At 70.7% G+C, this 25,934-nt stretch carries 17 protein-coding genes and 1 tRNA gene; 9 read left to right on the forward strand and 9 right to left on the reverse strand.

The genetic code is table 11. The features are described 5' to 3' along the window. Positions 1 to 369 precede the first annotated feature (369 nt). The 5 genes from NGF19_RS14105 to NGF19_RS14125 form a co-directional block, all read right to left on the reverse strand. Positions 370 to 2,949, reverse strand: a complete 2,580-nt coding sequence (locus NGF19_RS14105) for an ABC transporter permease (protein WP_252425214.1) — start codon at positions 2,947 to 2,949, stop codon at positions 370 to 372. Continuing rightward, complete coding sequence (locus NGF19_RS14110) at positions 2,946 to 3,734, reverse strand: ABC transporter ATP-binding protein (RefSeq protein ID WP_252425215.1); 789 nt, start codon at positions 3,732 to 3,734, stop codon at positions 2,946 to 2,948. The genes NGF19_RS14105 and NGF19_RS14110 overlap by 4 nt, the downstream gene beginning before the upstream one ends. Before the next feature lie 415 nt (positions 3,735 to 4,149). Next, on the reverse strand, positions 4,150 to 5,034 hold the full coding sequence (locus tag NGF19_RS14115) for a coiled-coil domain-containing protein (protein WP_252425216.1): 885 nt from the start codon (positions 5,032 to 5,034) through the stop codon (positions 4,150 to 4,152). Positions 5,035 to 5,300: 266 nt separating this feature from the next. Further along, the gene (locus NGF19_RS14120; protein ID WP_252425217.1) at positions 5,301 to 7,841 is read right to left on the reverse strand and encodes an SUKH-4 family immunity protein; all 2,541 of its coding nucleotides are present in this window, start codon (positions 7,839 to 7,841) and stop codon (positions 5,301 to 5,303) included. An 8-nt stretch (positions 7,842 to 7,849) separates the two neighbouring features. After that, complete coding sequence (locus NGF19_RS14125; protein WP_252425218.1) at positions 7,850 to 8,869, reverse strand: SMI1/KNR4 family protein; 1,020 nt, start codon at positions 8,867 to 8,869, stop codon at positions 7,850 to 7,852. A 261-nt stretch (positions 8,870 to 9,130) separates the two neighbouring features. Between NGF19_RS14125 and NGF19_RS14130 the strand changes: the two genes are divergently transcribed. After that, a complete protein-coding gene (locus NGF19_RS14130) occupies positions 9,131 to 9,649 on the forward strand; it encodes a YwqJ-related putative deaminase (RefSeq protein WP_252425219.1) in 519 nt (172 codons plus the stop codon). A gap of 64 nt (positions 9,650 to 9,713) precedes the next feature. After that, complete coding sequence (locus NGF19_RS14135; protein ID WP_252425220.1) at positions 9,714 to 10,214, forward strand: SUKH-3 domain-containing protein; 501 nt, start codon at positions 9,714 to 9,716, stop codon at positions 10,212 to 10,214. Between the two features lie 15 nt (positions 10,215 to 10,229). On the opposite strand, the gene NGF19_RS14140 is transcribed toward NGF19_RS14135, so the two are convergent. Continuing rightward, positions 10,230 to 11,546 carry a sensor histidine kinase gene (locus tag NGF19_RS14140; RefSeq protein WP_252425221.1) on the reverse strand — a complete coding sequence of 439 codons (1,317 nt, stop codon included), beginning with the start codon at positions 11,544 to 11,546 and terminating at the stop codon, positions 10,230 to 10,232. 167 nt (positions 11,547 to 11,713) lie between these two features. Between NGF19_RS14140 and NGF19_RS14145 the strand changes: the two genes are divergently transcribed. From NGF19_RS14145 to pth, 6 genes are all read left to right on the forward strand, one after another. After that, positions 11,714 to 12,586 carry a hypothetical protein gene (locus tag NGF19_RS14145; RefSeq protein WP_252425222.1) on the forward strand — a complete coding sequence of 291 codons (873 nt, stop codon included), beginning with the start codon at positions 11,714 to 11,716 and terminating at the stop codon, positions 12,584 to 12,586. Positions 12,587 to 12,597: 11 nt separating this feature from the next. Continuing rightward, positions 12,598 to 12,671: transfer RNA gene (locus NGF19_RS14150), tRNA-Gln, on the forward strand. A 122-nt stretch (positions 12,672 to 12,793) separates the two neighbouring features. Then, positions 12,794 to 14,242 carry a bifunctional UDP-N-acetylglucosamine diphosphorylase/glucosamine-1-phosphate N-acetyltransferase GlmU gene (glmU, locus tag NGF19_RS14155; RefSeq protein ID WP_252425317.1) on the forward strand — a complete coding sequence of 483 codons (1,449 nt, stop codon included), beginning with the start codon at positions 12,794 to 12,796 and terminating at the stop codon, positions 14,240 to 14,242. 143 nt (positions 14,243 to 14,385) lie between these two features. Then, entirely contained in the window at positions 14,386 to 15,360 is a 975-nt protein-coding gene (locus tag NGF19_RS14160; RefSeq protein ID WP_252425223.1) for a ribose-phosphate diphosphokinase, read from the forward strand. 188 nt (positions 15,361 to 15,548) lie between these two features. Continuing rightward, positions 15,549 to 16,145, forward strand: coding sequence for a 50S ribosomal protein L25/general stress protein Ctc (locus tag NGF19_RS14165; protein ID WP_252425224.1), 597 nt, complete (start codon positions 15,549 to 15,551; stop codon positions 16,143 to 16,145). A gap of 69 nt (positions 16,146 to 16,214) precedes the next feature. Next, positions 16,215 to 16,820, forward strand: coding sequence for an aminoacyl-tRNA hydrolase (pth, locus tag NGF19_RS14170; protein ID WP_252425225.1), 606 nt, complete (start codon positions 16,215 to 16,217; stop codon positions 16,818 to 16,820). Positions 16,821 to 16,841: 21 nt separating this feature from the next. On the opposite strand, the gene NGF19_RS30680 is transcribed toward pth, so the two are convergent. Both NGF19_RS30680 and NGF19_RS14180 read right to left on the reverse strand, forming a co-directional pair. Continuing rightward, positions 16,842 to 21,323 (reverse strand): caspase family protein, encoded by a 4,482-nt coding sequence (locus NGF19_RS30680; RefSeq protein WP_308288484.1) that lies wholly within the window; start codon positions 21,321 to 21,323, stop codon positions 16,842 to 16,844. Further along, positions 21,320 to 22,507: a lipase family protein gene (locus tag NGF19_RS14180; RefSeq protein ID WP_252425226.1), complete on the reverse strand. Its 1,188-nt coding sequence runs from the start codon at positions 22,505 to 22,507 to the stop codon at positions 21,320 to 21,322. Before NGF19_RS14180 ends, NGF19_RS30680 begins: the two co-directional genes overlap by 4 nt. 133 nt (positions 22,508 to 22,640) lie before the next feature. On the opposite strand from NGF19_RS14180, the gene NGF19_RS14185 reads away from it, so the two are divergent. After that, positions 22,641 to 23,132 carry a hypothetical protein gene (locus tag NGF19_RS14185; protein ID WP_252425227.1) on the forward strand — a complete coding sequence of 164 codons (492 nt, stop codon included), beginning with the start codon at positions 22,641 to 22,643 and terminating at the stop codon, positions 23,130 to 23,132. Between the two features lie 69 nt (positions 23,133 to 23,201). Here the strand turns inward: NGF19_RS14185 and ppc are convergent, their stop codons facing one another. Continuing rightward, entirely contained in the window at positions 23,202 to 25,934 is a 2,733-nt protein-coding gene (gene ppc, locus NGF19_RS14190) for a phosphoenolpyruvate carboxylase (protein ID WP_252425228.1), read from the reverse strand.

Genomic DNA, 25,934 nt, shown 5'->3' on the forward strand with positions numbered 1-25,934 from the left:
TGCCCGTCGTTCGCCCGGAGGGCGGGCGTCGCGGCGTCTGGTGCGGTGCCTCGCAAGGCGGAGGGTCGTCCGCGTACTGGGCGTACGCGGATGATCCCGACAACGCGGCGAGGTGCCGTGCCAGGCGTCGCGACGCAGGCGGGCAACTCAGAGCAGGCCCCGGGCGGGCCGGGGGTCAGTCCAGCGTACGTCGCGGAAGTGGGGTCGGTGGGGCTGTGGACGACAGGGGGCGCCCCCGGCGCACGAAGCGGGGCCGGGAAGTCCACTGACTTCCCGGCCCCGGCTTCTCATGGCCTCCGCCCTCGAAGGCCCTCGGAGGTCGCGCCGCACGGTTCGTACGGCTCGTACCCGGTCCTCGTACGACCTGTCTCAGTCCGTCGCGATCGCGTTCAGGACGTTCATCCGGCCCGCCCGGAACGCCGGGACCAGGGCGGCGAACAGGCCCACGAAGGCCGAGCCGATGAAGACGCCGATGATCGTCGGCCAGGGGATCTCCAGGACCTTGAAGCCCTCCAGGGCGAGCAGCTTCTGGGCGGTCGCGCCCCAGCCGATGCCCAGCCCTAGGCCCAGCAGGGCGCCGAAGACGGCGATCACCACGGACTCCAGGCGGATCATGCGGCGCAACTGGCGGCGGGAGAGGCCGATGGCCCGCATCAGGCCGATCTCCCGGGTCCGCTCGACCACCGACAGGGCCAGCGTGTTCACCACACCGAGGATCGCCACGATGATCGCGAGCGCCAGCAGGCCGTAGATCATGTTCAGCATCTGGCCGATCTGGTCCTTCAGCTCCTTCTTGTAGTCGGTCTGGTCGCGCACGGGGTACTGCGGGTAGTCGTGCAGCGCGGCCTTGAGCGACTTGTACGCGGTGTCCTGCTGCCCCTCCTTGGCCATGGCGAAGAGCATCAGGTCCTGCGGCATCTTGTCGGCGGGGACGTACTTCGCCACCGTGGCGATGGAGGCGTACATCGCGCCCTTGTCCATGACGGCCTCGTCGCTGGTGATGGCGCGGACGGTCAGCTTCGCCGTCCTGCCGTCCTTGAAGTCGACCGTGACGGTGGAGCCGAGCTCGAGACCGTGGTCCTTGGCGAAGCCCTCGAAGACGGACATCGAGTCGGGCCGGTAGGCGTCGGCGATGTCGCCGGAGACCGTCTTGGTGCGCAGGTCCTGCGCGAAGGTCGGGTCGGCCGCGTTGATCGTCTCCTTCTTGACGACGGTGCCGTCCGGGGTGGTCAGGTCCGCGTCCAGCACCCGGTACTCGGTGACGCGGGCGATCTCCGGTACGGACTTCGCGGCCTGGACGGCCTGCGGCACGATGACTCCGGTGCTGCCGCTGTCGATGATGAAGTCCGTGCCGACGGATTTGTCGAGTTCGTCGGTCGCGGAGGCCACCATGGAGGAGCCGACCACCGACAGGCAGGCCACCAGGGCGAGACCGATCATCAGCGCGGCGCCGGTGGCACCGGTACGGCGCGGGTTGCGCAGGGCGTTGCGCTCGGCCATCCGCCCGACCGGGCCGAAGATCCGCAGCATGACCGCGCCGAGGACCCGGACCAGCACGCTCGCGACCAGCGGGCCGATGACGACGAAGCCGATCAGGCTCAGCAGGATGCCGAGGCCCAGCCAGGCCGAGCCGCCCTTGGCCGCGTCCGCGGTGGCGGACACGTACAGGCTCGCGATGCCGGCGCCGGTGAGGACCAGGCCGATCACGGCGCGGACGACACCGGCCTTGGCGTCGGCCGGCATGCCCGCCTCGCGCAGGGCCGCCATCGGGGAGATCTTCCCGGCCCGCCGCGCGGGCAGGTAGGCGGCGAGGACGGTGACGACGACACCGAGGACCAGGCCGAGCGCCGGGGTGGTCCAGGCGACGGTCAGATCGTCGGTGGACAGGTTCATCCCCATCTGGCCCATGAGCTTCATCAGGCCGACCGCGACACCGACGCCCGCGCCCACACCGAGCACGGAACCGACCACGCCCAGCAGTACCGCCTCCACGAGCACGGACCGGTTGACCTGCTTGCGGGAGGAGCCGATGGCCCGCATGAGGCCGATCTCCCGGGTGCGCTGGGCGACCAGCATCGAGAAGGTGTTGACGATCAGGAAGATGCCGACGAGGAAGGCGATCCCGGCGAAGCCGAGCATCGCGTACTTCATCACGTTCAGGAAACTCTCGAGGTCCTTCTGGTTGGCCTCGGCGACCTCCTTGGCCGTCTGCACCTTGTAGTCGTGACCGAGCACGGCCGTCACGTTCTTCTTGAGCTGTTCGTCGCTCACCCCCTGCGCGGCGGTGACGTGGACCTCCGTGTACACCCCGCTCTTGCCGATCAGGGCCTGCTGGGCGGTCTTCGTGTCCAGGTAGAAGATCGCCGCGCCGGGGTTGGTGACGGTGAAGTCGGCGATGCCGGACACATGGGCGTGGTGCGTGCCGACGACGGTGATCACACCGATCTCGTCGCCCAGCTTCAGGTGGTGCTTGTCGGCCGTGTCCGCGTCGACCATGACCTGGTCGGGGCCCGCGGGCGCCGACCCGGAGGTGATCTTCATGGTGCGGGCGTCATTGCTGTTCCAGCCGCCCACGATCGTCGGGGCCCCGCTGCTGGGCGACAGCCTGTCCTTGTCGGCGTTCACCACGGTCACGGAGGTCGAGAACACCGCCCCCTCGGCCGACTTCACGCCCTCGGCCTTGCGGACCTCGGTGACCACGGAGGCGGGCAGGACCGGCGGCTTGCCGGTGCGGGAGGTGGTCTCGCCGGTGTCGCTCGACTCCTTGGTGCCGACCGTCACGTCCGAGGCCGTCGCCTGGAAGAGCTTGTCGAACGTCGTGTTCATGGTGTCGGTGAACACGAGCGTGCCGCACACGAACGCCACCGACAGCAGGACCGCGACGGCGGACAGGGCCATACGCCCCTTGTGCGCGAAGAAGTTGCGCATCGAGGTCTTCAGCACGGTCATGACGTGCGCCCCCGCGCGTCGAAGTCCTTCATCCGGTCCAGGACCTGCTCGGCCGTCGGCTGGAGCATCTCGTCGACGATCTTGCCGTCCGCGAGGTAGAGCACCCGGTCCGCGTAGGAGGCGGCCCCGGGGTCGTGCGTGACCATCACGATGGTCTGGCCCAGTTCGTCCACGGACCGGCGCAGGAAGCCGAGGACCTCGGCGCCCGCACGCGAGTCGAGGTTGCCGGTCGGCTCGTCACCGAAGATGATCTCCGGCCGGGCGGCCAGCGCACGCGCCACGGCCACCCGCTGCTGCTGACCGCCGGAGAGCTGGTTGGGCCGGTGCTTGAGCCGCCCGGCGAGCCCCACGGTCGTCACGACCCGGTCCAGCCAGGCCGCGTCCGGCTTCCGCCCGGCGATGTCCATGGGCAGCGTGATGTTCTCCAGGGCGTTCAGCGTCGGCAGCAGGTTGAACGCCTGGAAGATGAAGCCGATCCGGTCCCGGCGAAGCTGCGTGAGCTTCTTGTCCTTCAGCCCCGTGATCTCGGTCTCGTCCAGGTAGATCTGACCGCTCGTCACGGTGTCGAGCCCGGCCAGGCAGTGCATCAGCGTCGACTTGCCGGACCCCGAGGGGCCCATGATCGCGGTGAACTGGCCCCGGGCTATGTCCACGTCGACATGGTCGAGAGCGACGACCCGGGTCTCCCCCGCCCCGTACGCCTTCACGACCTGTCGCGCTCGCGCGGCAACGGCCGTACGCCCTCCAGTGCCCCCGTGCCTGGGAATGGTCACGGCCGATGTCATGTCATGTCTCCCATATCGATGTGAAAGCGAACGTGCGGTGCCGCACCAGGTCATGCGCGGTGGATACGCCCATCAGTCTGGCGGCGAAGAGGTCCCGGCGCGCTGGTGCCCGACCCCGTTCTGTACGGGGGAAATCCCCACCCCTTCTCGTACGGCTTCCCGTACGCCCCCGTGCGTCGACCGCCCCCCGGCGGTGTAAGACCAGGTTAAGGACGAGGCCGGTCCTTCCTCGTCCTCCGACGGGACGAACCCACCCCGGTCTCCGGTAGGGACATACCCCTAGGGGCCCTCACCCCGCAGACGGAGGCCACCTCAGGGTCGGCTCCGCCCTTCGATGCAGTCAGCCTCCACCTTCACGCCGCGTGAGGGTCAAATCCCCCACCCGGAAACGCCCGACGAGCAGGACGCACCACGGCTACTCCGCAGGAGCCCGGTCCGTGATCACGGAGAGACTGTGGCGCACATGGGCCATCTCGGCCCGGACGACCTCCCGCTGCTCCTCGTGCGCCGCCACCACCCGCTCCGTCTCACAGGCGATGCGGTCCGCCCGTACCCGCGCCTCGGCGATCACCTCGCACGCGCGCGCCTCGGCGTCCCGCTCGATCCGCCGCGCCGCCTCCTCGGCCTCGGCGTACGCCCGCTTCGCCGCCGCCAGCGCGGCCTTCGCGCGGGCCGACCGCTCCGCCTCCGCCGTCTCCAGCGCCGCCGTCCGCTCGATCGCCGCGCGCTTCTCGCGGTCCTCGCGCTCGGCCTGCTCCGCCGTCTGCTCGGCCAGCAGCCCCTCGGTGCGCCGACGCACCTCGCGCAGCGCGGCCAGCGCCTCCCCGCGCCCCTTCTTCACCTCGCGCCGCGCCGTGACCCGTACGTCGTCGGCCTCCGCCCGCGCGGCCAGCATCCGGGTACGGACCCGCTCCTCGGCCTCGCCGCGCACCTCGTCGGCGTACGCCTGCGCGGCCTCCCGCACCTGCCGCCCCGCCTCCTCCGCCTCGGCGGCCAGGGACTCGGCCTCCCGCCGCGCGGCCGCCCGTACGACCGCCGCCTCCTCCCGGGCCAGCGCGAAGAGGGTCCGCGCCTGCTCGCCAAGGCACTCGTACGTCTGCTCGGGCAGCTGCGCCACCGTCTCGCGCAGCAGCTCCAGGTCGGCCTCCATCTCCCTGGCCAGCACCGTCAGCCGGGCGGCCCGCTCCCACGCGGCGTCGCGTTCCGCGGAGAGAGCCGCGGTGAAGGCGTCGATCCGGGCGGGGCGGTAACCGCGCCGCACTCGCGCGAAACCCTGCCCCGGCCTCGATGCGCTGCTCATCGTGGGACCCCTCTCCACCTGACCCGACGCTCATCGATGATGTCGCGCACATCTTGATGGATCAGGCGGAAGTGCTCATAACACGACACTCCGCGCATCACCGACAGGGTGCGGCCGGGCACAAACGGCACCAGGGGTGACCTACGAGATGTCACATACGCGCAAGGGCCGGTCCCGTCGTACGAAGTCGTACGACGGGACCGGCCCTTGACGTTCCGTCAACCGGACAACCGGTCAGCAGGTCAGCGGGTCAGCGGGTCAGCGGGTCACAGCAGTCCGTCCCACATCTGCTCCAGCACCACCGACCACCAGCTCTCCGGAGAACCGAGGGCCGCCGGGTCGAGCGAGCACAACTGGGCCTGGAAGTCGACGGTCCAGCGGCCAGCCTGCTCCTGGTTGAGCCCGTACCGCAGCCGCCACATCCGGCCGAGCAGCGCCATGCAGCGCACGAACTCCGGCAACCCCGAGTTCACGAACTGCGGCGGCACCGACGCCCCGCCCGGACCCGCCTCCACCGGCACCGCCACGATGGCCGCCGTGCCGTACTGCACACAGATCGCCTTGCCGAAGTCACTGCCCACGACGAGGTACGAACCCGCGTCCGGAGCCGGCTGCACACCGCGCTCCTGCGCCAGCTCGGCCAGCGTCGGCACCGGGCGGCCCGGCTGGGCCTGCGCCCAGAAGAACGGGCCCATGTCCAGCGGCAGTCCGGCCACCACCAGGGTGTGCGCCACGATCGGCGGCACCCCCTGCCGGGAGACCGCCACCTGGTCGAACCGGAAGACACCCGGCCCGAAGGCACCGGCCATCTCCTGCGCGATGCCCTCCGGCGGAACCGGCGGCACGGGCTGCACCTGCGGCAGCGGCGCACGCACCGGACCCGGACGCGCCGGACCGTCCGCCACCTGATGCAACTCCCCCTGATGCGCGAGCAGTTGCTGCATACCCTGCTGACGCGAGGCATGGTCGGTGCCGTACGGGGCGATGCTGGTGATCCGCGCCTGCGGCCAGTTCTCCCGGATCATCCGCGCGCAGTAGGCACCCGGCAGCTCGCACGACTCCAACTCCGTGTGCAGCTCCAGCACCTGGTCCGGCGGGACGTTCATCGCGCGCAGCTCATGGAAGATCTGCCACTCCGGGTGCGGCGTACCCGGCGCCGAACGCCGGATGAGCTGCTGCTCCGAACCGTCCTGAGCGCGATAGCGCAGCACGGCCTGATAGCCGGGGCCGACCGTCGGCTGACCGGGCGGCGGATAGCCGTACGACGGCTGCTGACCCGGTACCGGTACGGGCGGCCGGCCCGGCAGGGGCTGCGGAGCGCCGACCGGCACACCGGGAACACCCGGAGGCGGCGGGGGCGCGCCCGGACCACCGACCGGCGCACCCACCGGCGGACCGGCCAGCATGGTCGCGGCCTGATGGACGGCATCGCGCGCGGCGGGCGCGGGACCGGGCTGGCTCGGACCCTGCTGACTCGGACCGGGCTGACTCGGACCGGGCGGGTGAGGACCGGGCGGGTTCGGACCCGGCTGGCCGGGACCCGGCTGGTTCGGGTCCGCGAGCATCGTCGCCGCGTGGTGCGCACCGCCCGGAGGCGTGGCACCGGGCGGCTTCGGCGGGCCCGGAGGCGTCGGCGCACCCGCGGGCGGCGTACCCGGTCCCGTCGCGCCCCCTGGGCCGTCCGGGCCGAGCTGCGAGACGAGCTGCGTGGGCACGTACCCGCCCGGCGGAGGCGTGGCACCCGGCACCCCCGGAGCACCCGGCGGGTGAGGCGCGCCACCGGCCTGCGCGCTCCGCGGCGGCTGCGCCTTGCTGGTCGCGGCGTCGGCGATGTCCTGGGCGGCCGACGACGAACCCTCCCCCGGCACGGGCGGACCGGCCGGGGGCTGCGCCGCGTCGGGCACACCGGAGGTCTGCGGCCCACCGGGCGGCGGCGTACCGGGACCGGTCGCGGCACCCGACGGCGGGGTTCCGGGCAGCTCCTTCTCGTCCAGCGCGGGAGCCACCGTCGTACGCGGCAACTGGCTGCCGCCGTCCAGCAGAGCCGTCTTCGCGTCCGGCGTGGACACGGGCGGCGGCGTGTCCCCGTCGGCGTCGCTCAGCGGCGGCGCGAACACCGTCGCCGGCAGCGGCACCGAACGGTCCTCGCCCGCCTCGGCACTGATGTCGGTGCCCTCCCACGGAGTCGCCCCCGCGGCCACCTCCGGCGCCTCGTCACCGCCCCCGGCGGCGGGCCACGCCGTACCCGACGCCGACCCCTCACCGTCCGAGGCCGGACCGGACGCGGCAGCCGGTACGGGCGCGGCGGTCGGCACGGGCGCCGCTCCGGCACCCCCGTCGCCCGAGGTACCCGAGGCATCGGACGACACGCCGGACGACGTACCACCCGACGTATCGGACGACGACCCGCCGTCCCCCTGACGCCGGTCCGGGATGCCCATCTTGTCCGCCGCCTCCTGGAGCCACTCCGGCGGGCTCAACAAGAACGACGTCTGATTCAGATCCACCCGGGCCGCGGGCGCGGGAGCCGACTGCTCCGCCTCACCCTGCGCCCCGTACTCCTCCTCGTACCGGCGGATCACCTCGCCCACCGGCAACCCCGGCCACAGCGTCGCCTCCCCGCTGTCCCGAGCGATGACCAACCGCTGCGCACCGCCGTCCGCCCTCGGCCCCTCGCTGCGGTCCTCGGCCCACACCACGAACCCGAGCCCGAACTCCCGCACCAGCACCTCACGATGCTGGTACGCCGGCACATCGCCGTTGATCCACTCTTCCGCGCGCTCCTGCGCCTGCGCGAACGTCACCATCGCCGACCTCACTCCCCCACCGACGACACGGGCACCGCATGCGCGAAGCCGCCGTCCACCATCAGGCTCGCCACCGTCTCCAACTCCGGCGGATGGCCCACCAGTCGGGACAGGAACGCGTCGAAGTCGTCACCGCACGGCAGCAACAGCCGCTGCACGCGCTCGGCCGGCGGCCACGACGCGTCGACATCACGCGCGTCGTCGTACGCGCAGAACCAGACCGAACCGATCCGGTCGCCCTTCACCTTCACCGCCAACAGACCACCCTGGACGAAGCCGACGCCCAGATAGTCCTTGGTCAGATGGTCACGCAGACACTTGTTCACGTACACCAGGTCATTGACCGCCGCCTCGTCACGCACTGTGAAGAACGGCTGATCGACCAACAGCCCCAACTCCGCGTCGAGCGCCACACCCACCGGCGCGCACCCGCCCGCCGCCTTCAGGAACGACCGGTACGCGCCCGGCAGTCGATACCCGAGATCCTCCTCGACCCCCTGCACCTGCTGCTCCGACACCGCCACCGACGACTTCGGCAACCCGAAGTGCGCGGGCCGCGTCTCCTGCAACGGCCGCGTCCCCCGCTTGCTCTGATCGACGTTCGCCGTCGCGATCCCGCCGTGATGCCGCAACAGCGCCTTCACCTCGACCGGGACCAACTCCAACCGACGCGCCCCCGGCACGTGATGCCAGGTCCAGCCGTGCGGAGTGGCCACCGCCGGGATCGTGTCCCACAGCTCGTGCCCCGACGCCGCGAGCGCCGCGTTCGCCGACACATAGTCCGTCAACCGCAACTCGTCCACGCCGAAACCTTCCGGCGGCTCCGCGATCTCCGCGGCAGCCCGCGCGTACGGCGAGAAGTCGGGGAACCCGTACTGGTCCACCCGCACCCCTCGCGGATGGCGCGCGGCCCGGACCGGATCGGGAAAGTGCACGACCTGCCCGGCATAGGCCGCGTTCGGCGGCGCGGCTTGTCCCCCGGGCTGGCGGCCGGGAGGAGCCCCCAGCCCGAGCCGACCTGTCGTCATGGCAGTTGCCCCCTGCGGCGTTCTGTGTGGCCTGTACGGCGGTATGGATCGCGGATGTCGACAGCCTATGCGGTACGACGACACCGGTCACCGGGCCTCCGGTTCCACATCCCCGGCAACCCGCCGCCACCGTGACCAGCCGTCACCCCACCGTGACGGAACACCGACCAACGGGCGTGTCCCCACGCCCCAGCTTCCGCAGCACCCACGGCATTTGGCAGTCTGTGTCCCACCGGGGGGATGCACGGAGGGGAAACGATCATGAATGCGACACAGACAACACAGGCGACACAGACAGACACCCACGGAGACCCACGCATCGGCTGGAGCACCGCCGACGCCACACCCGTCCCCGCCCTCCGCCACCGCCGCGACGGCATACTCCCCACCATCGCCGCCGCACTCTCCGTCCGCGGCACCACCCTCACCGGCACCGCCGCCCGCGGCGACCGACCCCCCGCACTGCACCCACTCGTCCAGGACTTCCTCGACACCCTCACCAGCACCCAGCGCGACCGCTGCACCGGCCGCTGCGCCGAAGCCATCCTCATCTCACGCCACATCACCACCGCCGACAACGCCCGCAGCAAACGCGCCTCCCGCAAACCGATGACCAACAGCGAGGCACGCAAGGCGCTCAAACACGCCAAACTCACCGCCCGTCACATCCGCGAGGACGGCGACCCCCTGCACGGCAGCTTCGCCGCACCCTGCCGCGCCTGCACCGCGCTCAGCCATCACTTCGGCGTCCGCATCGTCGACCCCACCGCGCAGGGCTGAACCCCACCCCGTACGACCGCACGACACCGTCCGCGCCGGTCCCGCACCCGACGAACGAAGGCCGATGCACACCGACCGCTTCCCTGCCCCCACCCCACGCTTCGCCACCACCGTGGACACCGCCCTGCGCGCCGCCGGCTGGCAGCCAGGCCGCCGCGACATACACCAGGCGGAACACTGGGCCGACACCCTCCGCGACCACACCTCCCCCGCCGGACACCGCCACACCGTATGCGCCGCGGCCGTCGAAGCCTGGGCCGAATTCGGCGGCCTGCACATCACCGCCCAAGGACCCGGCCGCGGCCTCGCCCCCACCGCCGTACACCTCGACCCCCTGCACGGCCTCCACATGGCCCGCACCCTCAACGACCTCGGCCGCGCCCTCGACACCGAGGTCTGCCCCCTCGGCGAGGAACCCGACAGCCGCGCCCTGCTCGCCATCGACACCGAGGGCCGCGTCTACGCCCTCGACCACACCGGCGACTGGTACCTGGGCCCCGACATCGACCAGGCCCTCACCACCCTGCTCACAGGCACCGAACCCGTACGCCTGACCGCGGGATGACCGGCCAGGGGACCCTCAGCCGACCTCGGCCGGGATCACCGCCGACACCCGGAAGCCACCCGCGTCCGTCGGCCCCGACACGAAGACCCCGCCCAACGCGCTGACCCGCTCCTTCATCCCCACCAGACCATTGCCCCCACTGGGCAGCCCGGCGGCCGACGCCGCACCCTGCTCCGGCGGCGGCTCGTTCTCCACCTGCATCGCGATCTCCGCGGAACGGTGAGCCAACCGCACATGCGTCTTCGCACCCGCCGCATGCTTGTGCACGTTGGTCAACGCCTCCTGCACCACGCGATACGCCGTCTGCTCCACCGCACGCGCATACCCGCGCGCCTTCCCCTCCACCGACAGCCGCACGACCATCCCGGCCGCCGCCGACTGCTCGACCAGCTCCTCCAGCTCGGCGATCGACGGCCCCTCGGCAGGATCGTCGGCCGCCCGGGACGCCGCCGCGGCAGCCGCCGCCTTCACCGCGGCGAGCGGCACCGACCGGTCCGCCCGGCCCACGAGCCCCTCCCCGCTGCGCAGCACCCCGAGCATCTCGCGCAACTCCGTCAGAGCCTGCCGCCCCATGTCCCCGACGAGCGCCGCGTTCTTGACGGCCTTCTCCGGATCCTTACGGGCGACGGCCTGCAACGCCGCGGCATGCACCACCATCAGACTCACCCGGTGGGCGACGACATCGTGCATCTCCCGCGCGATACGCGTCCGTTCCTCGTTGCGCGCCCACTCCGCGCGCTCCTCCGCCCGCTCGGCCAGCAGGATCAACTCCCGCTCCAACGAGTCCGCACGCTCCCGCAGGCTCTCCATCAGCCGCCGCCGAGCGCCGATGTACAGCCCGAGCAGCACCGGAGGAGCGGTCATCCCGAGCGCCGTGGTGACGGACAGGAACGGAATGAACCCACCCGCGATCGACAGATCCCCGTGCACCACACCCTGTTGGGCCCGCACATACGTGACGATGAACATGCCCACGATCGACATGCCCGCGAGCGCGCTGATGATCCGCCGGGGCAACTCCGAGGCGGCGAGCGTGTACAGCCCGACGATGCCCATCAGGAAGCCCATCTGGGCCGGGGTGATGGCGATCGAGACGAGCACCACCGCGATCGGAGAACGCCGCCGCAGCACCAGCGTGGCCCCCGCGAACAGGCCGAACACCGTCCCGACGGGCACGGGCAGACCGGCGTCCCGCGAGAACTGGACCCCCTCGACCGCACACTCCAGGGCGGACACCGCAGCGAGCGAGACATCGAGCAGGGCACCGCGCCAACGGTCCCACCACCAGGGCCCGCCCCCGGCCTCCCTGCAGATTTCCCCCGTCGTGGTCATGCCCCCAGCCTACGGGCGCTCCCCGCGGGAATTCCGGCGAGTTCCGACGCCCGGGTCACACCACACTCCGTAATCGAACAGAAGCGAAGCCGTCCGGTATCCCTCGAACCGCTGAATCGCACACCGTTCGACCTCGGAAGCCCGGATTCCGCCCGGAGGCTGTGCCCATGGCACATGCACCAGGCAAGTACGCGAACTTCGAGGGGCTCAGAGAGCAGGCGGTGGCGCTCCGACGCGAGGGCTACAGCCTGCGGCAGATCCGCGACGAGCTGAAGGTCTACAACAACGACATCCTCAACCAGTTGGTGAAGGGAGAGCCACCGCCGGAGTGGACGAAACGCCCCCGCGCGAAGGACGACCTGCGAGCGAGGGCACGGGAGCTACGACTCCAGGGCTGGACGTACGACCAGATCGAGGTGGAGCTGGGGTGCTCCCGGAGTTCGGTGTCACTGTGGGTACGGGATCTGCCGAAGCCGGAGCGCAGGCGCAGCCGCGAAGAAGCCGCCGCCATCGCCCGGCGAGGCTGGGAGGAGAAGCTCCGCATCCGGGACGAGGATCGACAGCGAACCAAGGAGGCGGCCAAGCGGGCGATCGGCGACATCTCGGCCCGCGAACTGTTCCTGCTGGGCGTAGGCCTCTACTGGGCAGAAGGCGGCAAGGACGAGCCGTACGCCCGCCGCGAGACCGTCGCGTTCGTCAACAGTGATCCGGGCATGATCGAGGTCTTCCTCGCCTGGCTCGACCTCCTCGGGGTCGAACGCGAGCGCCTGCGGTACACCGTCATGATCCATGAGAGGGCAGACATCTCAGGCGCCGAGCAGTACTGGGCCGACCTCGTCGGCGCCGACCACTCTTCCTTCAACAAGACGACCCTCAAGAAACACAACCCGAAGACAGTTCGGAAGAACACCGGAGACAACTATCGAGGCTGCCTGGTGATCAAAGTCCTGAAAGGCGCCGACTTGTACCGTCGCATCGAAGGGTCCTGGTACGGCATAGTGGAGTTCGTGCGCGAAGCCGATCAACCGAATCGGACATAGCGGACTATCCATCCCGGATCGTCTAAAGGTAGGACAAACGGTTTTGGTCCGTTGAATGAGGGTTCGAGTCCTTCTCCGGGAGCCACAGCACACAAGTCCCAAGTTCGGGCCCTGACCCCAAGGTCAGGGCCCGCTCTCATGTCTCCCCGGTAACGCCCCGGTATCCTGCGGATGTCCACCCCACCCAAGAAGCCGAAGGGCATCCCCGTGAGCGCCAATCGCCCGGCAGCCGTCGTCGTTCTCGCAGCGGGTGAGGGCACCCGTATGAAGTCGGCCACACCCAAGGTCCTGCACGAGATCTGCGGTCGTTCCCTCGTCGGGCATGTGCTCGCCGCCGCCGGTGAGTTGGAGCCAGAGAACCTCGTCGTCGTCGTGGGTCACGCCCGGGAGAAGGTCACCGAGCACCTCGCCCTCGTCGAGCCCGGTGTGCGCACCGCCGTCCAGGCCGAGCAGCGCGGGACCGGGCACGCCGTCCGGATGGGTCTGCAGGAGCTGGGCGGGGCCGTCGAGGGCACCGTCGTCGTCGTGTGCGGTGACACCCCGCTGCTCACCGGCGAAACGCTTCGGCGCCTCGCCGACACCCATGCCGCGGACGGCAACGCCGTCACGGTGCTCACCGCCGAGGTCCCCGACGCCACCGGCTACGGCCGGATCGTGCGCGACGAGGCCACCGGGGCCGTGACCGCGATCGTCGAGCACAAGGACGCCGACGAGGGCCGGCGGGCGATCCGGGAGATCAACTCCGGGGTGTTCGCCTTCGACGGGGCTCTGCTCGCCGACGCGCTGAAGAAGGTCCGTACGGACAACAGCCAGGGCGAGGAGTACCTCACCGACGTGCTCGGCATCCTGCGCGGTGCCGGGCACCGGGTCGGGGCGTCCGTCGCGGGCGACCACCGGGAGATCGCCGGGATCAACAACCGTGTGCAGCTCGCCGAGGCGCGCCGCATCCTGAACGAGCGGCTCCTGACGGACGCCATGCTCGCGGGGGTCACGATCGTCGATCCGGCCACCACGTGGGTCGATGTGACGGTGACCTTCGAGCGGGATGTGATCGTGCAGCCGGGGACGCAGTTGCTGGGCGAGACCCACCTCGGAGAGGGTGCGGAGGTCGGCCCGAATTCTCGGCTGAAGGACACCACGGTGGGTGCGGGGGCGCGGGTGGACAACACGGTCTCGGACGGCGCGGTGGTGGGTCCGCAGGCCATGGTCGGTCCGTTCGCGTATCTGCGGCCGGGGACCCGGCTCGGCGTGAAGTCGAAGATCGGGACGTACGTGGAGACGAAGAACGCGTCGATCGGTGAGGGTACGAAGGTGCCGCATCTGTCGTACGTGGGGGACGCGACGATCGGTTCGCACACGAACATCGGTGCGGCGAGTGTCTTCGTGAACTATGACGGACAGGACAAACATCACACCACGGTGGGGTCTCACTGCCGTACCGGTTCGGACAACATGTTTGTGGCTCCTGTCACGATCGGGGACGGCGTCTACACCGCCGCCGGCTCCGTGATCACCAAGGATGTGCCGCCCGGTTCGCTGGCCGTGGCCCGTGGTCAGCAGCGGAATATCGAGGGCTGGGTGGCCCGTAAGCGTCCGGGGAGCGCTGCCGCGAAGGCGGCGGAGGCGGCTTCCCGGGAGCCGGACGGCGAAGGCTGACCGGAAACAGGTGCGTCTGACACGGCGTACCGTGATAGGTGCACATCCGCACCCCACCAGCTCATACGGCCGCTCATATCCAGCCGAGTCGGCTGTTGCGGCTTCTGGACACCTGGCTGAAACACCTCTGAGGAGACAGTGCTGTGACCGGGATCAAGACGACCGGCGAGAAGAAGATGATGTTCTTCTCCGGGCGCGCCCACCCCGAGCTTGCCGAGGAGGTCGCCCACCAGTTGGGTGTCGGGGTCGTCCCGACGAAGGCCTTCGACTTCGCCAACGGTGAGATCTATGTCCGTTACCAGGAGTCGGCGCGTGGTGCGGACTGCTTCCTGATCCAGAGCCACACGGCTCCGATCAACAAGTGGGTCATGGAGCAGCTCATCATGATCGACGCGCTGAAGCGTGCGTCGGCCCGTTCCATCACGGTGATCGTGCCGTTCTACGGGTATGCGCGCCAGGACAAGAAGCACCGTGGGCGTGAGCCGATCTCGGCGCGTCTGATCGCGGATCTGATGAAGACGGCCGGTGCGGACCGGATCCTCACGGTGGATCTGCACACGGACCAGATCCAGGGCTTCTTCGACGGCCCGGTGGATCACCTGTTCGCGTTGCCGCTGCTGGCGGACTATGTGGGTGCGAAGGTGGATCGGCAGAAGCTGACCATCGTGTCGCCGGACGCGGGCCGGGTGCGGGTCGCGGACCGTTGGTGCGACCGGCTGGGCGCGCCGCTGGCGATCGTGCACAAGCGTCGTGACAAGGACGTGGCCAATCAGGTCACCGTGCATGAGGTCGTCGGTGAGGTGAAGGGCCGGGTGTGTGTCCTGGTCGACGACATGGTGGACACGGGCGGCACGATCTGTGCGGCGGCGGATGCGCTGTTCGCGCATGGTGCGGAGGACGTCATCGTGACGGCGACGCACGGTGTGCTGTCGGGTCCGGCGGCGGACCGTCTGAAGAACTCGAAGGTGAGCGAGTTCGTGTTCACGAACACGCTGCCGACGCCGGGTGAGCTGGAGCTGGACAAGATCACGGTGCTGTCGATCGCGCCGACGATCGCGCGTGCGGTGCGTGAGGTGTTCGAGGACGGCTCGGTGACGAGCCTGTTCGACGAGCAGTGAGCGTGCGCCGGTAGTGCCGGCGGAGATCGTTTTGGGTGCGGCCTCCCTCTCCGAGTAGACTGCTGCAGTTGCTCGGCGAGGGAGGCCGTACCAGTTGTGTACGGCGGTCCGTTATCGACGCGCTCTTCGTAGCAGGCCGTTCGTGGCCGGGTGACCGTCCATGTCTCTGGTTTCTACGAGGAGTGACCATGTCCGAGGTGAAGATCTCCGCCGCGTCGCGCACCGAGTTCGGTAAGGGTGCCGCCCGTCGTATCCGTCGTGACAACAAGGTTCCGGGTGTGCTGTACGGCCACGGTTCGGACCCGCTGCACCTGACGCTTCCGGGTCACGAGCTGCTGATGGCGCTGCGTACGCCGAACGTTCTGATCTCGCTGGACATCGACGGCAAGACGAACGAGCTGGCCATCCCGAAGGCGGTGCAGCGTGACCCGCTGAAGGGCTTCCTGGAGCACGTCGACCTGCTGCTGGTCAAGCGTGGCGAGAAGGTCACGGTCGAGGTTCCGGTCCAGACCGAGGGCGAGCTGGCGGCGGGTGGCAACCTGCTGGAGCACGTGCTGGTGGCGCTGCCGGTCGAGGCCGAGGCGACGCACATCCCGGAGGCCGTGACGGTCTCGATCGAGGGTCTTGAGGCCGGTGCCTCGGTCCTCGCCAAGGACATCACGCTGCCGTCGGGTGTCTCCCTGTCGGTCGAGGAGGACGCGGTGGTCCTTCAGGTGCTGGCCGCGCAGGCGGAGGAGGCTCCGGAGGGTGCCGAGGCCGAGGGTGAAGAGGCCGCCGAGGCCTGATCCTCGCTGTCGTCGTTTCGTCAGCCGCTGTTCCCTGGTGGGGCAGCGGCTGGCGCGTATCAAGGAGACATGAACGTGACTACGCCGGCAGACGACGCTCCCTGGTTGATCGCGGGTCTCGGCAATCCTGGTTCCGAGTACGCCATGAACCGGCACAACGTGGGGTTCATGGTGGCCGATCTGCTGGCCGCGCGGATCGGGGGGAAGTTCAAGCGTGCGGGCAAGGCGCAGGCGCAGGTGGTGGAGGGGCGGATCGGTCCGCCGGGTCCGGCGAACCGTCGGGTGATCCTGGCGAAGCCGATGTCGTACATGAACCTGTCGGGTGGCCCGGTGAACGCGTTGCGTGACTTCTACAAGGTGCCGGTGGCGCACATCGTGGCGGTGCATGACGAGTTGGACATCGACTACGGCACGCTGCGACTGAAGCTGGGCGGGGGCGACAACGGCCACAACGGGCTGAAGTCGATGACGAAGGCGATGGGTTCGGACTATCACCGGGTGCGGTTCGGGATCGGGCGTCCGCCGGGGCGTATGCCGGTGGCGGACTTCGTGTTGCGGGACTTCTCGTCGGCGGAGCGCAAGGAGTTGGACTACTTCGTGGTCCGGGCGGCGGATGCGGTGGAGTGCCTGGTCATCGAGGGGTTGGAGCGGGCGCAGAGTACGTACAACTCGTAGCGTCGGCAGTGTGGTTGTGGGTCACTGGGGCGGGAAGCAGGGTTCCAGTGCCTCGTCCTTGCCGGCGTCCGGGTGGGTGTGCATCCAGGTGGTGGCGTACTGCCGTATGGCGTCGTGGTGGGGTGTCGCGTCGGGGTGGGCGGCGAGGCGGGACAGTACCTTCCAGGCCGGTCGGCTGAGGCTGTGGAGGGTGAGCCAGTCGAGGGCGCGTCTGACGGCTTCGGGAGAACGTGTTCCGGCCATGCGTGTGCCGTTGAGCATGGGCGATATGACGTAGACGGCGTCCTTGGTCCGGCCGTGTTCGTCCAGCCAGTCGGTGGCGCGGGCGAGGGCCGCTTCCCGGACGGGGGCGGGGAGTTGCTCGAGTTGCAGCAGGTGGCAGAGCACCCAGGTGGCCTTGCGGTGGCGGGGGTGGTGGTCGAGCCAGGCCAGGGTGGCCTCGGCGGCGGCCTTCGAGCCTGCGGTGTGGGTGGTGCGGCAGCGGCGCAGGACGGCGTTGAGGAGCCGGTATTCCCGGTAGTCGGTGAAGTCGGGGTCGAGCAGGGCGAGTGCGTGTCGTTGGATGCGTTCTTCGGTGCCGGGGGGCTGGGGGGGCCAGTCGAGCAGGCGGACGGCGGGGTGGTCGGCGGTCAGTGGCAGGCCGGGGTGGTGGTCGAGCCGGTCGAGGGTGGCGGTGGCGGTGCGGCGCTGCTGTTCGGTGGTCATGTCGTCGCGGCTGGCGAGGAGGACGTTGACGAGTGCGGCGGTGGTGCCGGGCCGGGTGTGGTCGTCCGGGGTGTCGGGGTCCTGGTGGGGGGCGGTGTTCTCCAGCCGGTCCAGGGCGTGGTCGATCGCGGTGGTGGTGTCGAGGTCGGCTTCGGCGAGGCTGCCAGTGGTCAGGTAGTGCAGCAGGCTCGCGTTGACGGGGAAGTGGAGCAGCGGTACGAGGACGGCTCCGGCGTCGGTGGTGCTGCCGTGGAGTTCGAGCCAGTGGAGGGCCTGGGCTATGCCTTGGGCGGCGGCGTCGTGGTCTTGCAGTTCCCGGGCCCGGTGGAGGTAGAGGCCGAGGACGACGTTGGCTTCCTGGAGGGTGCCGTGTTCGCGTAGCCAGGTTCCGGTGTGGTGCAGGGTCCGCTGGGCGAGCGGTGGGGGCAGGTGCTTGAGGTGGAGGAGTCCGGTGAGGTGGTCCCGGTCGCGGTCGCGGGTCGGGGGGTGGGTGTCGAGGCGCTGGATGACGGCTTGTGCGGCGCGGTGGGCCTGTTCGTCGGTCAGGCGGGTGCCGGGGGCGAGCAGGTATTGGTGGACGAAGGTCTTCTCGGCGGTGGTGCCGTGCCGGTCCAGCCAGTTCAGTGAGGCGTCGATGATCCGCTCGGTGACGGTGGTGGTGTCGTCGTCGGTGGCGGTGGGCAGGTCGCGGCGTTTGATGAGGTGGCGCAGGACGTAGTCGGCGGTGAGGGTGGTGCCGTGCTGTTCGAGCCAGTTCAGGGCGTGGTCGATGTCCTCTTGGAGGAAGGGGAGGTTCTTCTTCCGTAGGAGTGCGAACAGCCGGTCCATGACGAAGGACGCGTCGGGGGTGGTGCCGTTCTGCGAGAGCCAGGCCCGTGCGTCGGAGAGGGCCTGGCGGATCATGCGGTCGTGGTGGTCGTGCCAGCGGAAGGAGCCGAGTACGGCGGTCAGGACGAAGCAGGCGGACTTCGTGCGGCGGCGGTCGGCGAGCCACTTCAGGGCGATCTTCCCGATGTGTTCGGCGAGTTGGGGTGCGACTTCGGGACGGTTGAGGACGGCGGTGAGGACGAAGGAGGCGCAGTCCCGGCTGCCGTGGACGAGGAGCCAGTCGCGGGTGGCTCTGGACAGGCGCAGCCAGTCGTCCGCCGAGTCGATGTCGCCGGTGCGCATCAGGGCGGTGAGGAGGCGTTCGGTGTCGAGGTCTTCGCGGAGTCGTTCGGCGAGGTCGAGGGCGGCGGTGCTGGCGGCTCGGGCGATGTCGGGGCTGTGGGTGTGGTGGCCGAAGAGGTGCGGGAGCTTGTGCCGGGAGGTGCGGTCGGTGCCGTGGGCGTCGAGCCAGGCGAGGGTGGCGGTCTCCAGGTACTCCCGGTAGGCGGTGGTCAGGCCGGGAACGCGGGCGAGGGTGGTGACGAGGAGCAGGCTCTCGGGGTCCGTGGCGGTGTGCTGGTCGAGGTAGGCGCGGGCGCGGGTGAGCAGGATCTCGGGGACGGGCTGGGCGCTGTTGCGGATGGCGTCGGTGAGGAAGAAGCGGAGGTCGGCGTGGCCGGGGGTCTGCGCGGTCCAGGGGGCGGCCACGGTGTCCCAGGTGTCGATGACGGCCCGGCGCCAGGGCTCGGCGGAGACCATCGTGACGAGGGCGCGGCGGCCTTCGGCGGGTGAGTCGAGCAGCATGGCGAGGACGTCGGTGGCGTGGGCGTCGAGCCAGGTGCCGCAGGCCTGGGCGAGGGCGGTGCGCAGGCGGTCGTTCTGGTCGGCGGTCCAGCGGCCGAGGTGTTCGACGGCGCGGCGGAAGGAGGGGGTGTCGCCGAGGAAGGTGTCGAGGAGGGTGTGGAGGGAGGTCGTGTCGAGGCCGCCGACGCGGCTGAGGCAGCTCTGTCCGAGGAAGTCGTCGGTGACGATGTCGACGAAGGTGTCGAGGGTGTCGGTGCCGTCGGGCAGCAGCCAGCCGAGGGTTTCGAGGTCGCCGATGATGCCCGCGCTGTCGTGGGTGCCGTGGGCGCTCGCGGTCAGGAAGCGGTCGACGGCGTGGGTGACGGCGTGGCGGGGCTGGGCGCAGGAGAGGGCGGCGACGGTGCTGGCGAGCAGGACGGTGCGGTGCGGTTCCGTGCCGTCGCTGTTGCCGACGACGGCGAGGTCGGCGCGGGTGCGGCGGCGCAGCCAGTCGGCGAAGGCGGGCAGGGAGGGGATGGTGGGGGTCTGGCCGTCGAGGGTCTCGCGGTCGGCCTGGCCTTCGAGGGCGAGGCCGCGCATCAGGGCGACGGCGGGGCGGGTGCCGCAGATGTCGGCGAGCTTGGTGGGGCCGAGGGTGGCGAGGGAGGCGGGGGCGACCTTCTCGAAGATCCGTTGGGCGACGGCTCGTTGGTGTGCTTCGTCCTGGGGGAGTTCGATCTCTTCGAAGAGGGTGCGGGAGCCGCGGTCCTGGACGGTGCGCAGGGCGCCGGGGCGTACGGAGGCGAGGCAGGCGATCCGGGCGTGTGCTTCGGTGCGGTCCCGGGGGTCGGCGCTGTCGTAGCGGTCGATGGCCTCGTACTGTTCGCCGTGCAGGAGGTCGGCGAGTTCGCGCAGGTCGATGCGCTGGTACTTGTCGAGGTAGTCGAGGACGACGAGGACGGGGACGTCCGGCTGCTGGGCGATCTCTTCGCGGAGTTCGTCGGTGAGGGTCTGGTGGGTGACCTCGTCGGCGGGTTCGAGGTGGAGGACCTTCCATCCGCTGCGGTGGGCGAGGGCGGCGATCTCCAGGCAGGTGCGGGTCTTTCCGGCGCCCGCGACTCCGGTCAGCAGGGCGCCGCGCGGTGGCTTGCCGAGGGCGCCGCGGTCGGGGTCGGACAGCAGGGCGAGGACGTTCTCGGGCCGGGCCGGGTGCTTGGGGTCCTCGGGCAGCAGATAGGGCAGGCCGTCGTCCTTGAGGTAGGTGCCGCGGGCGCCGAAGCGGCGGAGCTTGTCGCCGTGGTCCAGGAGCCAGGCGGGGCGTCTGCGGCCGGGGACGGCGGCGTAGCGGTGCAGGTCGCCGGTCCAGGTGCGGGTGTCGATCCAGGGGACCTGTCGGTCGCCGTTGTCGGTCATCCGGCTGCGGACCTTGTCGATCAGGTCGGCCGGGTCCGGTGGCCAGGGTGGGGTGGCGGCGCGGAGTTCCTCGATGAGCGCGCAGGTGAACGCGGCGCCTTCGCCGCTGAGGCCGTTGGAGGCGACATCGCCGTCCTGAGTGGCGTACACGCTCATCACGGAGGACCGCTCGAACTGTCCTTCGGAGAGGCGGTAGCCGGCGTAGCCGTCGATGCCCTCGACCTCGGCGAGGGGGACGCGGCAGGCGTCCACGAGGAGGATCTTGGCCGCGATGTGTTCGTAGCGGGGGCTGCACAGCAGGGCGCGCCGGAGGTTGTCGGCGTCGAGGGTCAGTTCGCGGCCGGGGGTGGCGTCGGCGTAGAAGAGGAGGTGGTGCTGGGTGCCGGGGGCGAGGACGCCGTGGCCGCTCCAGGCGAACCACAGCAGGTCGGCTTCGGTGCCCGGCAGTTCGTCGTCGAGGAGTTGTCGCAGGATGTCGTGGGTGGCGTCGAGCGGGTCGATGCCGAGGGTGCGGGCGCGCTCCGTGACGGTCTGCGCGCGGTGGGGCGCGGGTGTGACGCACAGGCGTATGTTCCGCGCGGGGACGCCCGCGTCGCGCAGCCAGGCCGCGTGGTGCAGGGCGTCATCCGCGGGACCGTGCAGGGGGTCGAGGAGGTCGCCGTACGTCTCCACGCCGACGAGCAGCGCGTGCGTACGGGCCGGGTCGATGTCCCCGTGCCCGGGTGCTCTGCTCACACGGTCTCCTGGAGGAGGCCGGAGAGCGTGCGGTGGACCTCGGGGTTGGGGAAGTAGGCGCTGTGGGCGGCGGGGAAGGGCTGGCCGCTGTTCAGTTCGACGTCGGTGACGCGTCCGGGGAAGAGGGGTGCGGCGGTGAAGCCGAGGAGGTCGCGGCGGTCGTAGATGTTGGTCCAGGCGGGGAAGTGTTCGGGCAGTGGCTTGCCGGGGGCGAGGCTGGGCAGGGCGCCGATCTCGTAGAGGTGGGCCGCTTGCGATCCGATGGTCACCAGGTGGTGGACGCCGGGGAGTTCCTCGTGGACGAGGAGGTCGACGGCGGCGATGCCGCCGAGGCTGTGGGCGAGCAGGACGACGGGGCCGTGGCGTCGGCCGACCTCGGCGACGCGGTCCCTGATGAACGTGCGCAGTTGGTCGCCGCGGGCCAAGTACTTGAGGACGTCGCCGAGTTTGGGGTGGACGTGGTCCGCCATCATGGCGCCGCGGTTCTTGTCGGCGGCCCGCATCACGCCGAAGCGCTGCGCGGTCCACCAGGAGGCGCGCAGCACGGTGCGGCCCACGCCGCGCGGCTGGCCGCCGAGTCGGCCGGTGACGATCGCGACGGCCTGGTCGCGTTGCCCGGTCGTCCACAGGACGGGTTCGCCGCGGCGCAGGGCTTCGCCGAGGAACTGGGCGACGGCGGCGGTGGCGATCGCGCCGGGCAGTTCGCCGGGGCCGAGTCCGTGGGTGAGGGCCTCCTGGGCGGCGGCGCTGTCGAGGACGGCGGTCAGGGCGGTGCGGAAGGGTTCCTCGGCGGGACCGAGCAACTGCCGGAGTTCCTCGGGGGGTTCGGCGGCCAGGGCGCGGGCCCGGGACTCGACCTGGGGTCCGGAACGGTCGCCGAGCCGGGTGCCCTTGCGCGGGCCGCCGCGGAGCGGGGCGAGGGGGTCCTCGTAGAGGGTGCCCCACAGGACGACGTCGCGGTCGTCGTCGGAGAACGGCTCCTCGGGGGAGGGCGGCGCCGGGTCCTCGGTCGGCGTGCCCGCTCCGGGAAGCGCGGCCCGGCCGACGTCCTGCGGCACTCCGCACGCGTCCCCCCAGTAGCAGTCGTGGACCTGGGCCGGGAGGGAGGCGCGCAGCAGGGCGAGGGTGTCCCCGTAGGCGGGCTGTCTCACACCGGTTCCGTGGACGAACAGAAGGTCGGCCATCACCACTCCCCCGGGGCCGCAGGCGCCCCATGCGTCAACGTGCGTTCATCTTAAGGAACTTGGGGAGTCGTCCGAGAGGTTCCCGGAGCTGCCGGATTGACTTCGCGCGACCGCATGGCGAAGGATCGCCGCCATGCCTTCTGCCCTCTCCCTCTCTCAGGGCACGGTCGCGGTCGTGCGGTTCGGGCGGCGTGCGGCGATGGGTACGGTCGCCGCGCTGATCCTCGTCGCCGGCGTCTGGGCCTCCTGGGGCACCGCCCACCATGTGATGCTGACGAAGGGCCGCGAGCAGGGCACGATCACGGTCGCCCGGTGTGCGGACGGCACCTGCAGCGGCCCGTACCACCCGATGTCCACGGGCTCGACGGCCCGCGACCGGGTGGTGATCGACGACGCGGTGGGTGTGCGCCGGGGCGAGGTCCTCACCGTGGTCGTGAAGCCGGGCTCCGACGAGGTGGTCCGCAGCGGCCCGTCGGGCGTGCTGTATGCCTGGCTCCCCCTCGCGGGCGCACTGCTGCTGGCCTCGGTCGTGGTGGCGGGCGGGCTGCGCAGGCCACGCGCGGGCTGGGTGATCGGGGCCGCGGGGTTCGCGTGGGTGACGGTGACGTTCCTGGCGGTGCGGTAGGCGGGTGAGCGAGTGGTGCCCCCGTACCCGCAGGAGGAGTACGGGGGCACCGTCGCGCAGGGGTGTCGGTCAACCGGTGTTGCGCAGGCCCGCTGCCACACCGTTGACGGTCAGCAGCAGGGCTCGGGACAGCAGCGGGTCGGCTTCGCCGCCCGCGGCTGCGGCTTCGCGTTGGCGGCCCAGCAGGGCGACCTGGAGGTAGGAGATCGGGTCGAGGTAGGCGTCGCGGATGGCGAAGGTCTGCTGGAGGACGGGGTTGTGGTCGAGCAGGCCCTTCTCGCCGGTCACCCGCAGGATCTGACGGACCGTCAGGTCGTGTTCGGCCTCGATGGCGGTGAAGACGTGCCGGAGGTCGTCGGGGACGAGGGTGTCGACGTAGTGGCGGGCGATCCGCAGGTCCGTCTTGGCGAGGGTCATCTCGACGTTGGAGATGAAGTTGCGGAAGAAGTGCCACTGTTCGTGCATCTCGGCGAGGACGCTGTCGAGTCCGGCCTCGTGCAGCGCCTTGAGGCCGGAGCCGACGCCGTACCAGCCGGGCACGATCTGCCGGGACTGGGTCCAGCCGAAGACCCAGGGGATGGCGCGCAGGCCGTCGAGGCCCGCGCCGGAGTCGGGGCGCCGGGAGGGCCGGGAGCCGAGGTGGAGGTCGGCGAGCTGGTCGACCGGGGTGGAGGCGAAGAAGTACGCGGGCAGGTCGGGGTCCTCGACCAGCTTGCGGTAGGCGTCGTGGGCGGCGTCGGAGACGAGGTCCATCGCGGCGTCCCAGCGGGCCAGCGCCTCGTCGGACTGGCGGGGGGCCGTGTGCAGCGCGGAGGCCTGGAGGGTGGCGGCGACGGTGAGTTCCAGGTTCTCCCGGGCCAGCGACGGGATGAGGTACTTGTCGGAGATGACCTCGCCCTGTTCGGTCACCTTGATCTCGCCCTCCAGGGTGCCCCAGGGCTGGGCGAGGATGGCGTCGTGGGTGGGGCCGCCGCCGCGGCCGACGGTGCCGCCACGGCCGTGGAAGAGCCTGAGGCGTACGCCGTAGCGGTGGGCGACGTCGCGCAGGCGGCGCTGGGCGCGGTGGATCTCCCACTGCGAGGTGGTGATGCCGCCGAACTTGGAGGAGTCGCTGTAGCCGAGCATGACCTCCTGCACATCGCCGCGCAGCGCGACCAGACGGCGGTAGGAGGGGTCGGCGAGCATGTCCTCCAGGATCGTGTCGGCGGCCTTCAGCTCGTCGGTGGTCTCCAGCAGCGGCACGATGCCGATCTTCGCCCAGCCGGCGTGCAGGTCGACGAGACCGGCCTCACGGGCGAGGACGGCGGCGGCGAACACGTCGTCCGCGCCCTGGCACATGGAGATGATGTACGACTCGATGACCTCGGGCCCGAACGCCTCGAGCGCCCGCTTGACCGTCTCGAACACGCCGAGGGTCCTGGCACCGGCCGCGTCCAGCGGGGCCGGGGTGGGGGCCAGCGGGCGCCGGGAGCGCAGTTCCTTGGCGAGCAGCTTGTGCCGGTAGGCGCGCGGCATGTCGTCGTAGCGCCAGGACTCCTCGCCGAGCCGGTCGAAGAGCTGGCCGAGGGCGTGGTGGTGGGCGTCGGCGTGCTCGCGGACGTCCATGGTGGCGAGCTGGAGGCCGAAGGCGGCGAGGGTGCGGATGGTGCGGGCGAGGCGGCCGTCGGCGAACAGGCCGCCGCGGTGGGCGCGCAGCGAGGTCTGGATGATGCGCAGGTCGTGCAGCAGTTCGCGGGTGCCGAGGTAGTCCCGTCCCGGTTCGTGCCGGGTGCTTCGGGCCAGGCGCTCCTTGGTGTTGAGCAGCTTCTGGCGGACGCAGGTGGCCTTCAGGCGGTAGGGCTCTTCGGCGTTGAGGCGCTTGTAGCGGGGGCTGATCTCGGGCAGCAGGTCGAGGTCGGCCTGGAGGGAGGACAGGAGGTCCTCGGTGGCGCCGGTGTAGCGGATCGACGGGGAGAGCAGGCCGCGCAGTTCGTCGATCATCTCCAGCGCGTCGTTGATGCCGTGCTCGTGCTGGAGGATCAGCACCTCCCAGGTGACCTCGGGGGTGACGTTGGGGTTGCCGTCGCGGTCGCCGCCGATCCAGGTACCGAAGGTGAGCGGGCGGGTCTCGTCGGGCACCTTGACGCCGACGCGTTCCAGTTCCGCGGTGAGGTCCTCCAGGACGTCGCCGACGGCGCCTGCGTGCAGTTCGTCCAGGTAGTAGACGGCGTTGCGGGCCTCGTCGGCGGGTTCGGGGCGGGTGACGCGCAGTTCGTCGGTCTGCCAGACAAGGTCGATGTTCTCCGCCAGGCGGATGTCGTGGCGGCGCCGGTCGCTCTGGAGGACGGGCATCTCCAGGAGTTCGGCGATACGCCGGAGCTTGTTGAGGACCGAGCGGCGGGCGGCCTCGGTGGGGTGCGCCGTGAACACCGGGCGCACATTGAGGTTCCGGACGCTCTCGCGCAGGTGATCGGGGTCGGCATCCTTGAGCCGGTCGGCCGTCCGGGCGATGAGACCGCCCTCGGCGGCGCGCTTGGCGCGCAGTTCGCGCCCGCGGTGCACCTGCTCGGTGACGTTCGCCAGATGGAAGTAGGTGGAGAAGGCGCGGACCAGCTTGGCCGCGGTCTCCAGTTCGGTACCACGCAGCAGTTCGGCGGCGGCCTCCCCGTCCTCGCGGGTCAGCCGGCGGACGCGCTCGACCAGTTCCAGGAGTTCGGGTCCCTCCTGCCGGACGAGGGTCTCACCGAGCAGGTCACCCAATCGGCGGATGTCGGCGCGCAACGCACTGCTGGTCGTCGTGGTCTGGTCGTCGGCACTGCTCAC

The sequence above is a fragment of the Streptomyces macrolidinus genome (assembly GCF_023887685.1).
Lineage (GTDB): Bacteria > Actinomycetota > Actinomycetes > Streptomycetales > Streptomycetaceae > Streptomyces > Streptomyces macrolidinus.

What these genes read in the sequence shown, in the direction of transcription:
- NGF19_RS14135 (WP_252425220.1), top strand. Translation starts at nt 9,714, where the DNA reads ATGCACACCGACCGCTTCCCTGCCCCCACCCCACGCTTCGCCACCACC.
- NGF19_RS14120 (WP_252425217.1), bottom strand. Translation starts at nt 7,841, where the DNA reads ATGGTGACGTTCGCGCAGGCGCAGGAGCGCGCGGAAGAGTGGATCAAC.
- NGF19_RS14185 (WP_252425227.1), top strand. Translation starts at nt 22,641, where the DNA reads ATGCCTTCTGCCCTCTCCCTCTCTCAGGGCACGGTCGCGGTCGTGCGG.
- NGF19_RS14180 (WP_252425226.1), bottom strand. Translation starts at nt 22,507, where the DNA reads ATGGCCGACCTTCTGTTCGTCCACGGAACCGGTGTGAGACAGCCCGCC.
- NGF19_RS14165 (WP_252425224.1), top strand. Translation starts at nt 15,549, where the DNA reads ATGTCCGAGGTGAAGATCTCCGCCGCGTCGCGCACCGAGTTCGGTAAG.
- NGF19_RS14130 (WP_252425219.1), top strand. Translation starts at nt 9,131, where the DNA reads ATGAATGCGACACAGACAACACAGGCGACACAGACAGACACCCACGGA.
- NGF19_RS14115 (WP_252425216.1), bottom strand. Translation starts at nt 5,034, where the DNA reads ATGAGCAGCGCATCGAGGCCGGGGCAGGGTTTCGCGCGAGTGCGGCGC.
- NGF19_RS14140 (WP_252425221.1), bottom strand. Translation starts at nt 11,546, where the DNA reads ATGACCACGACGGGGGAAATCTGCAGGGAGGCCGGGGGCGGGCCCTGG.
- NGF19_RS14145 (WP_252425222.1), top strand. Translation starts at nt 11,714, where the DNA reads ATGGCACATGCACCAGGCAAGTACGCGAACTTCGAGGGGCTCAGAGAG.
- NGF19_RS14110 (WP_252425215.1), bottom strand. Translation starts at nt 3,734, where the DNA reads ATGACATCGGCCGTGACCATTCCCAGGCACGGGGGCACTGGAGGGCGT.
- NGF19_RS14105 (WP_252425214.1), bottom strand. Translation starts at nt 2,949, where the DNA reads ATGACCGTGCTGAAGACCTCGATGCGCAACTTCTTCGCGCACAAGGGG.
- NGF19_RS14125 (WP_252425218.1), bottom strand. Translation starts at nt 8,869, where the DNA reads ATGACGACAGGTCGGCTCGGGCTGGGGGCTCCTCCCGGCCGCCAGCCC.
- pth (WP_252425225.1), top strand. Translation starts at nt 16,215, where the DNA reads ATGAACGTGACTACGCCGGCAGACGACGCTCCCTGGTTGATCGCGGGT.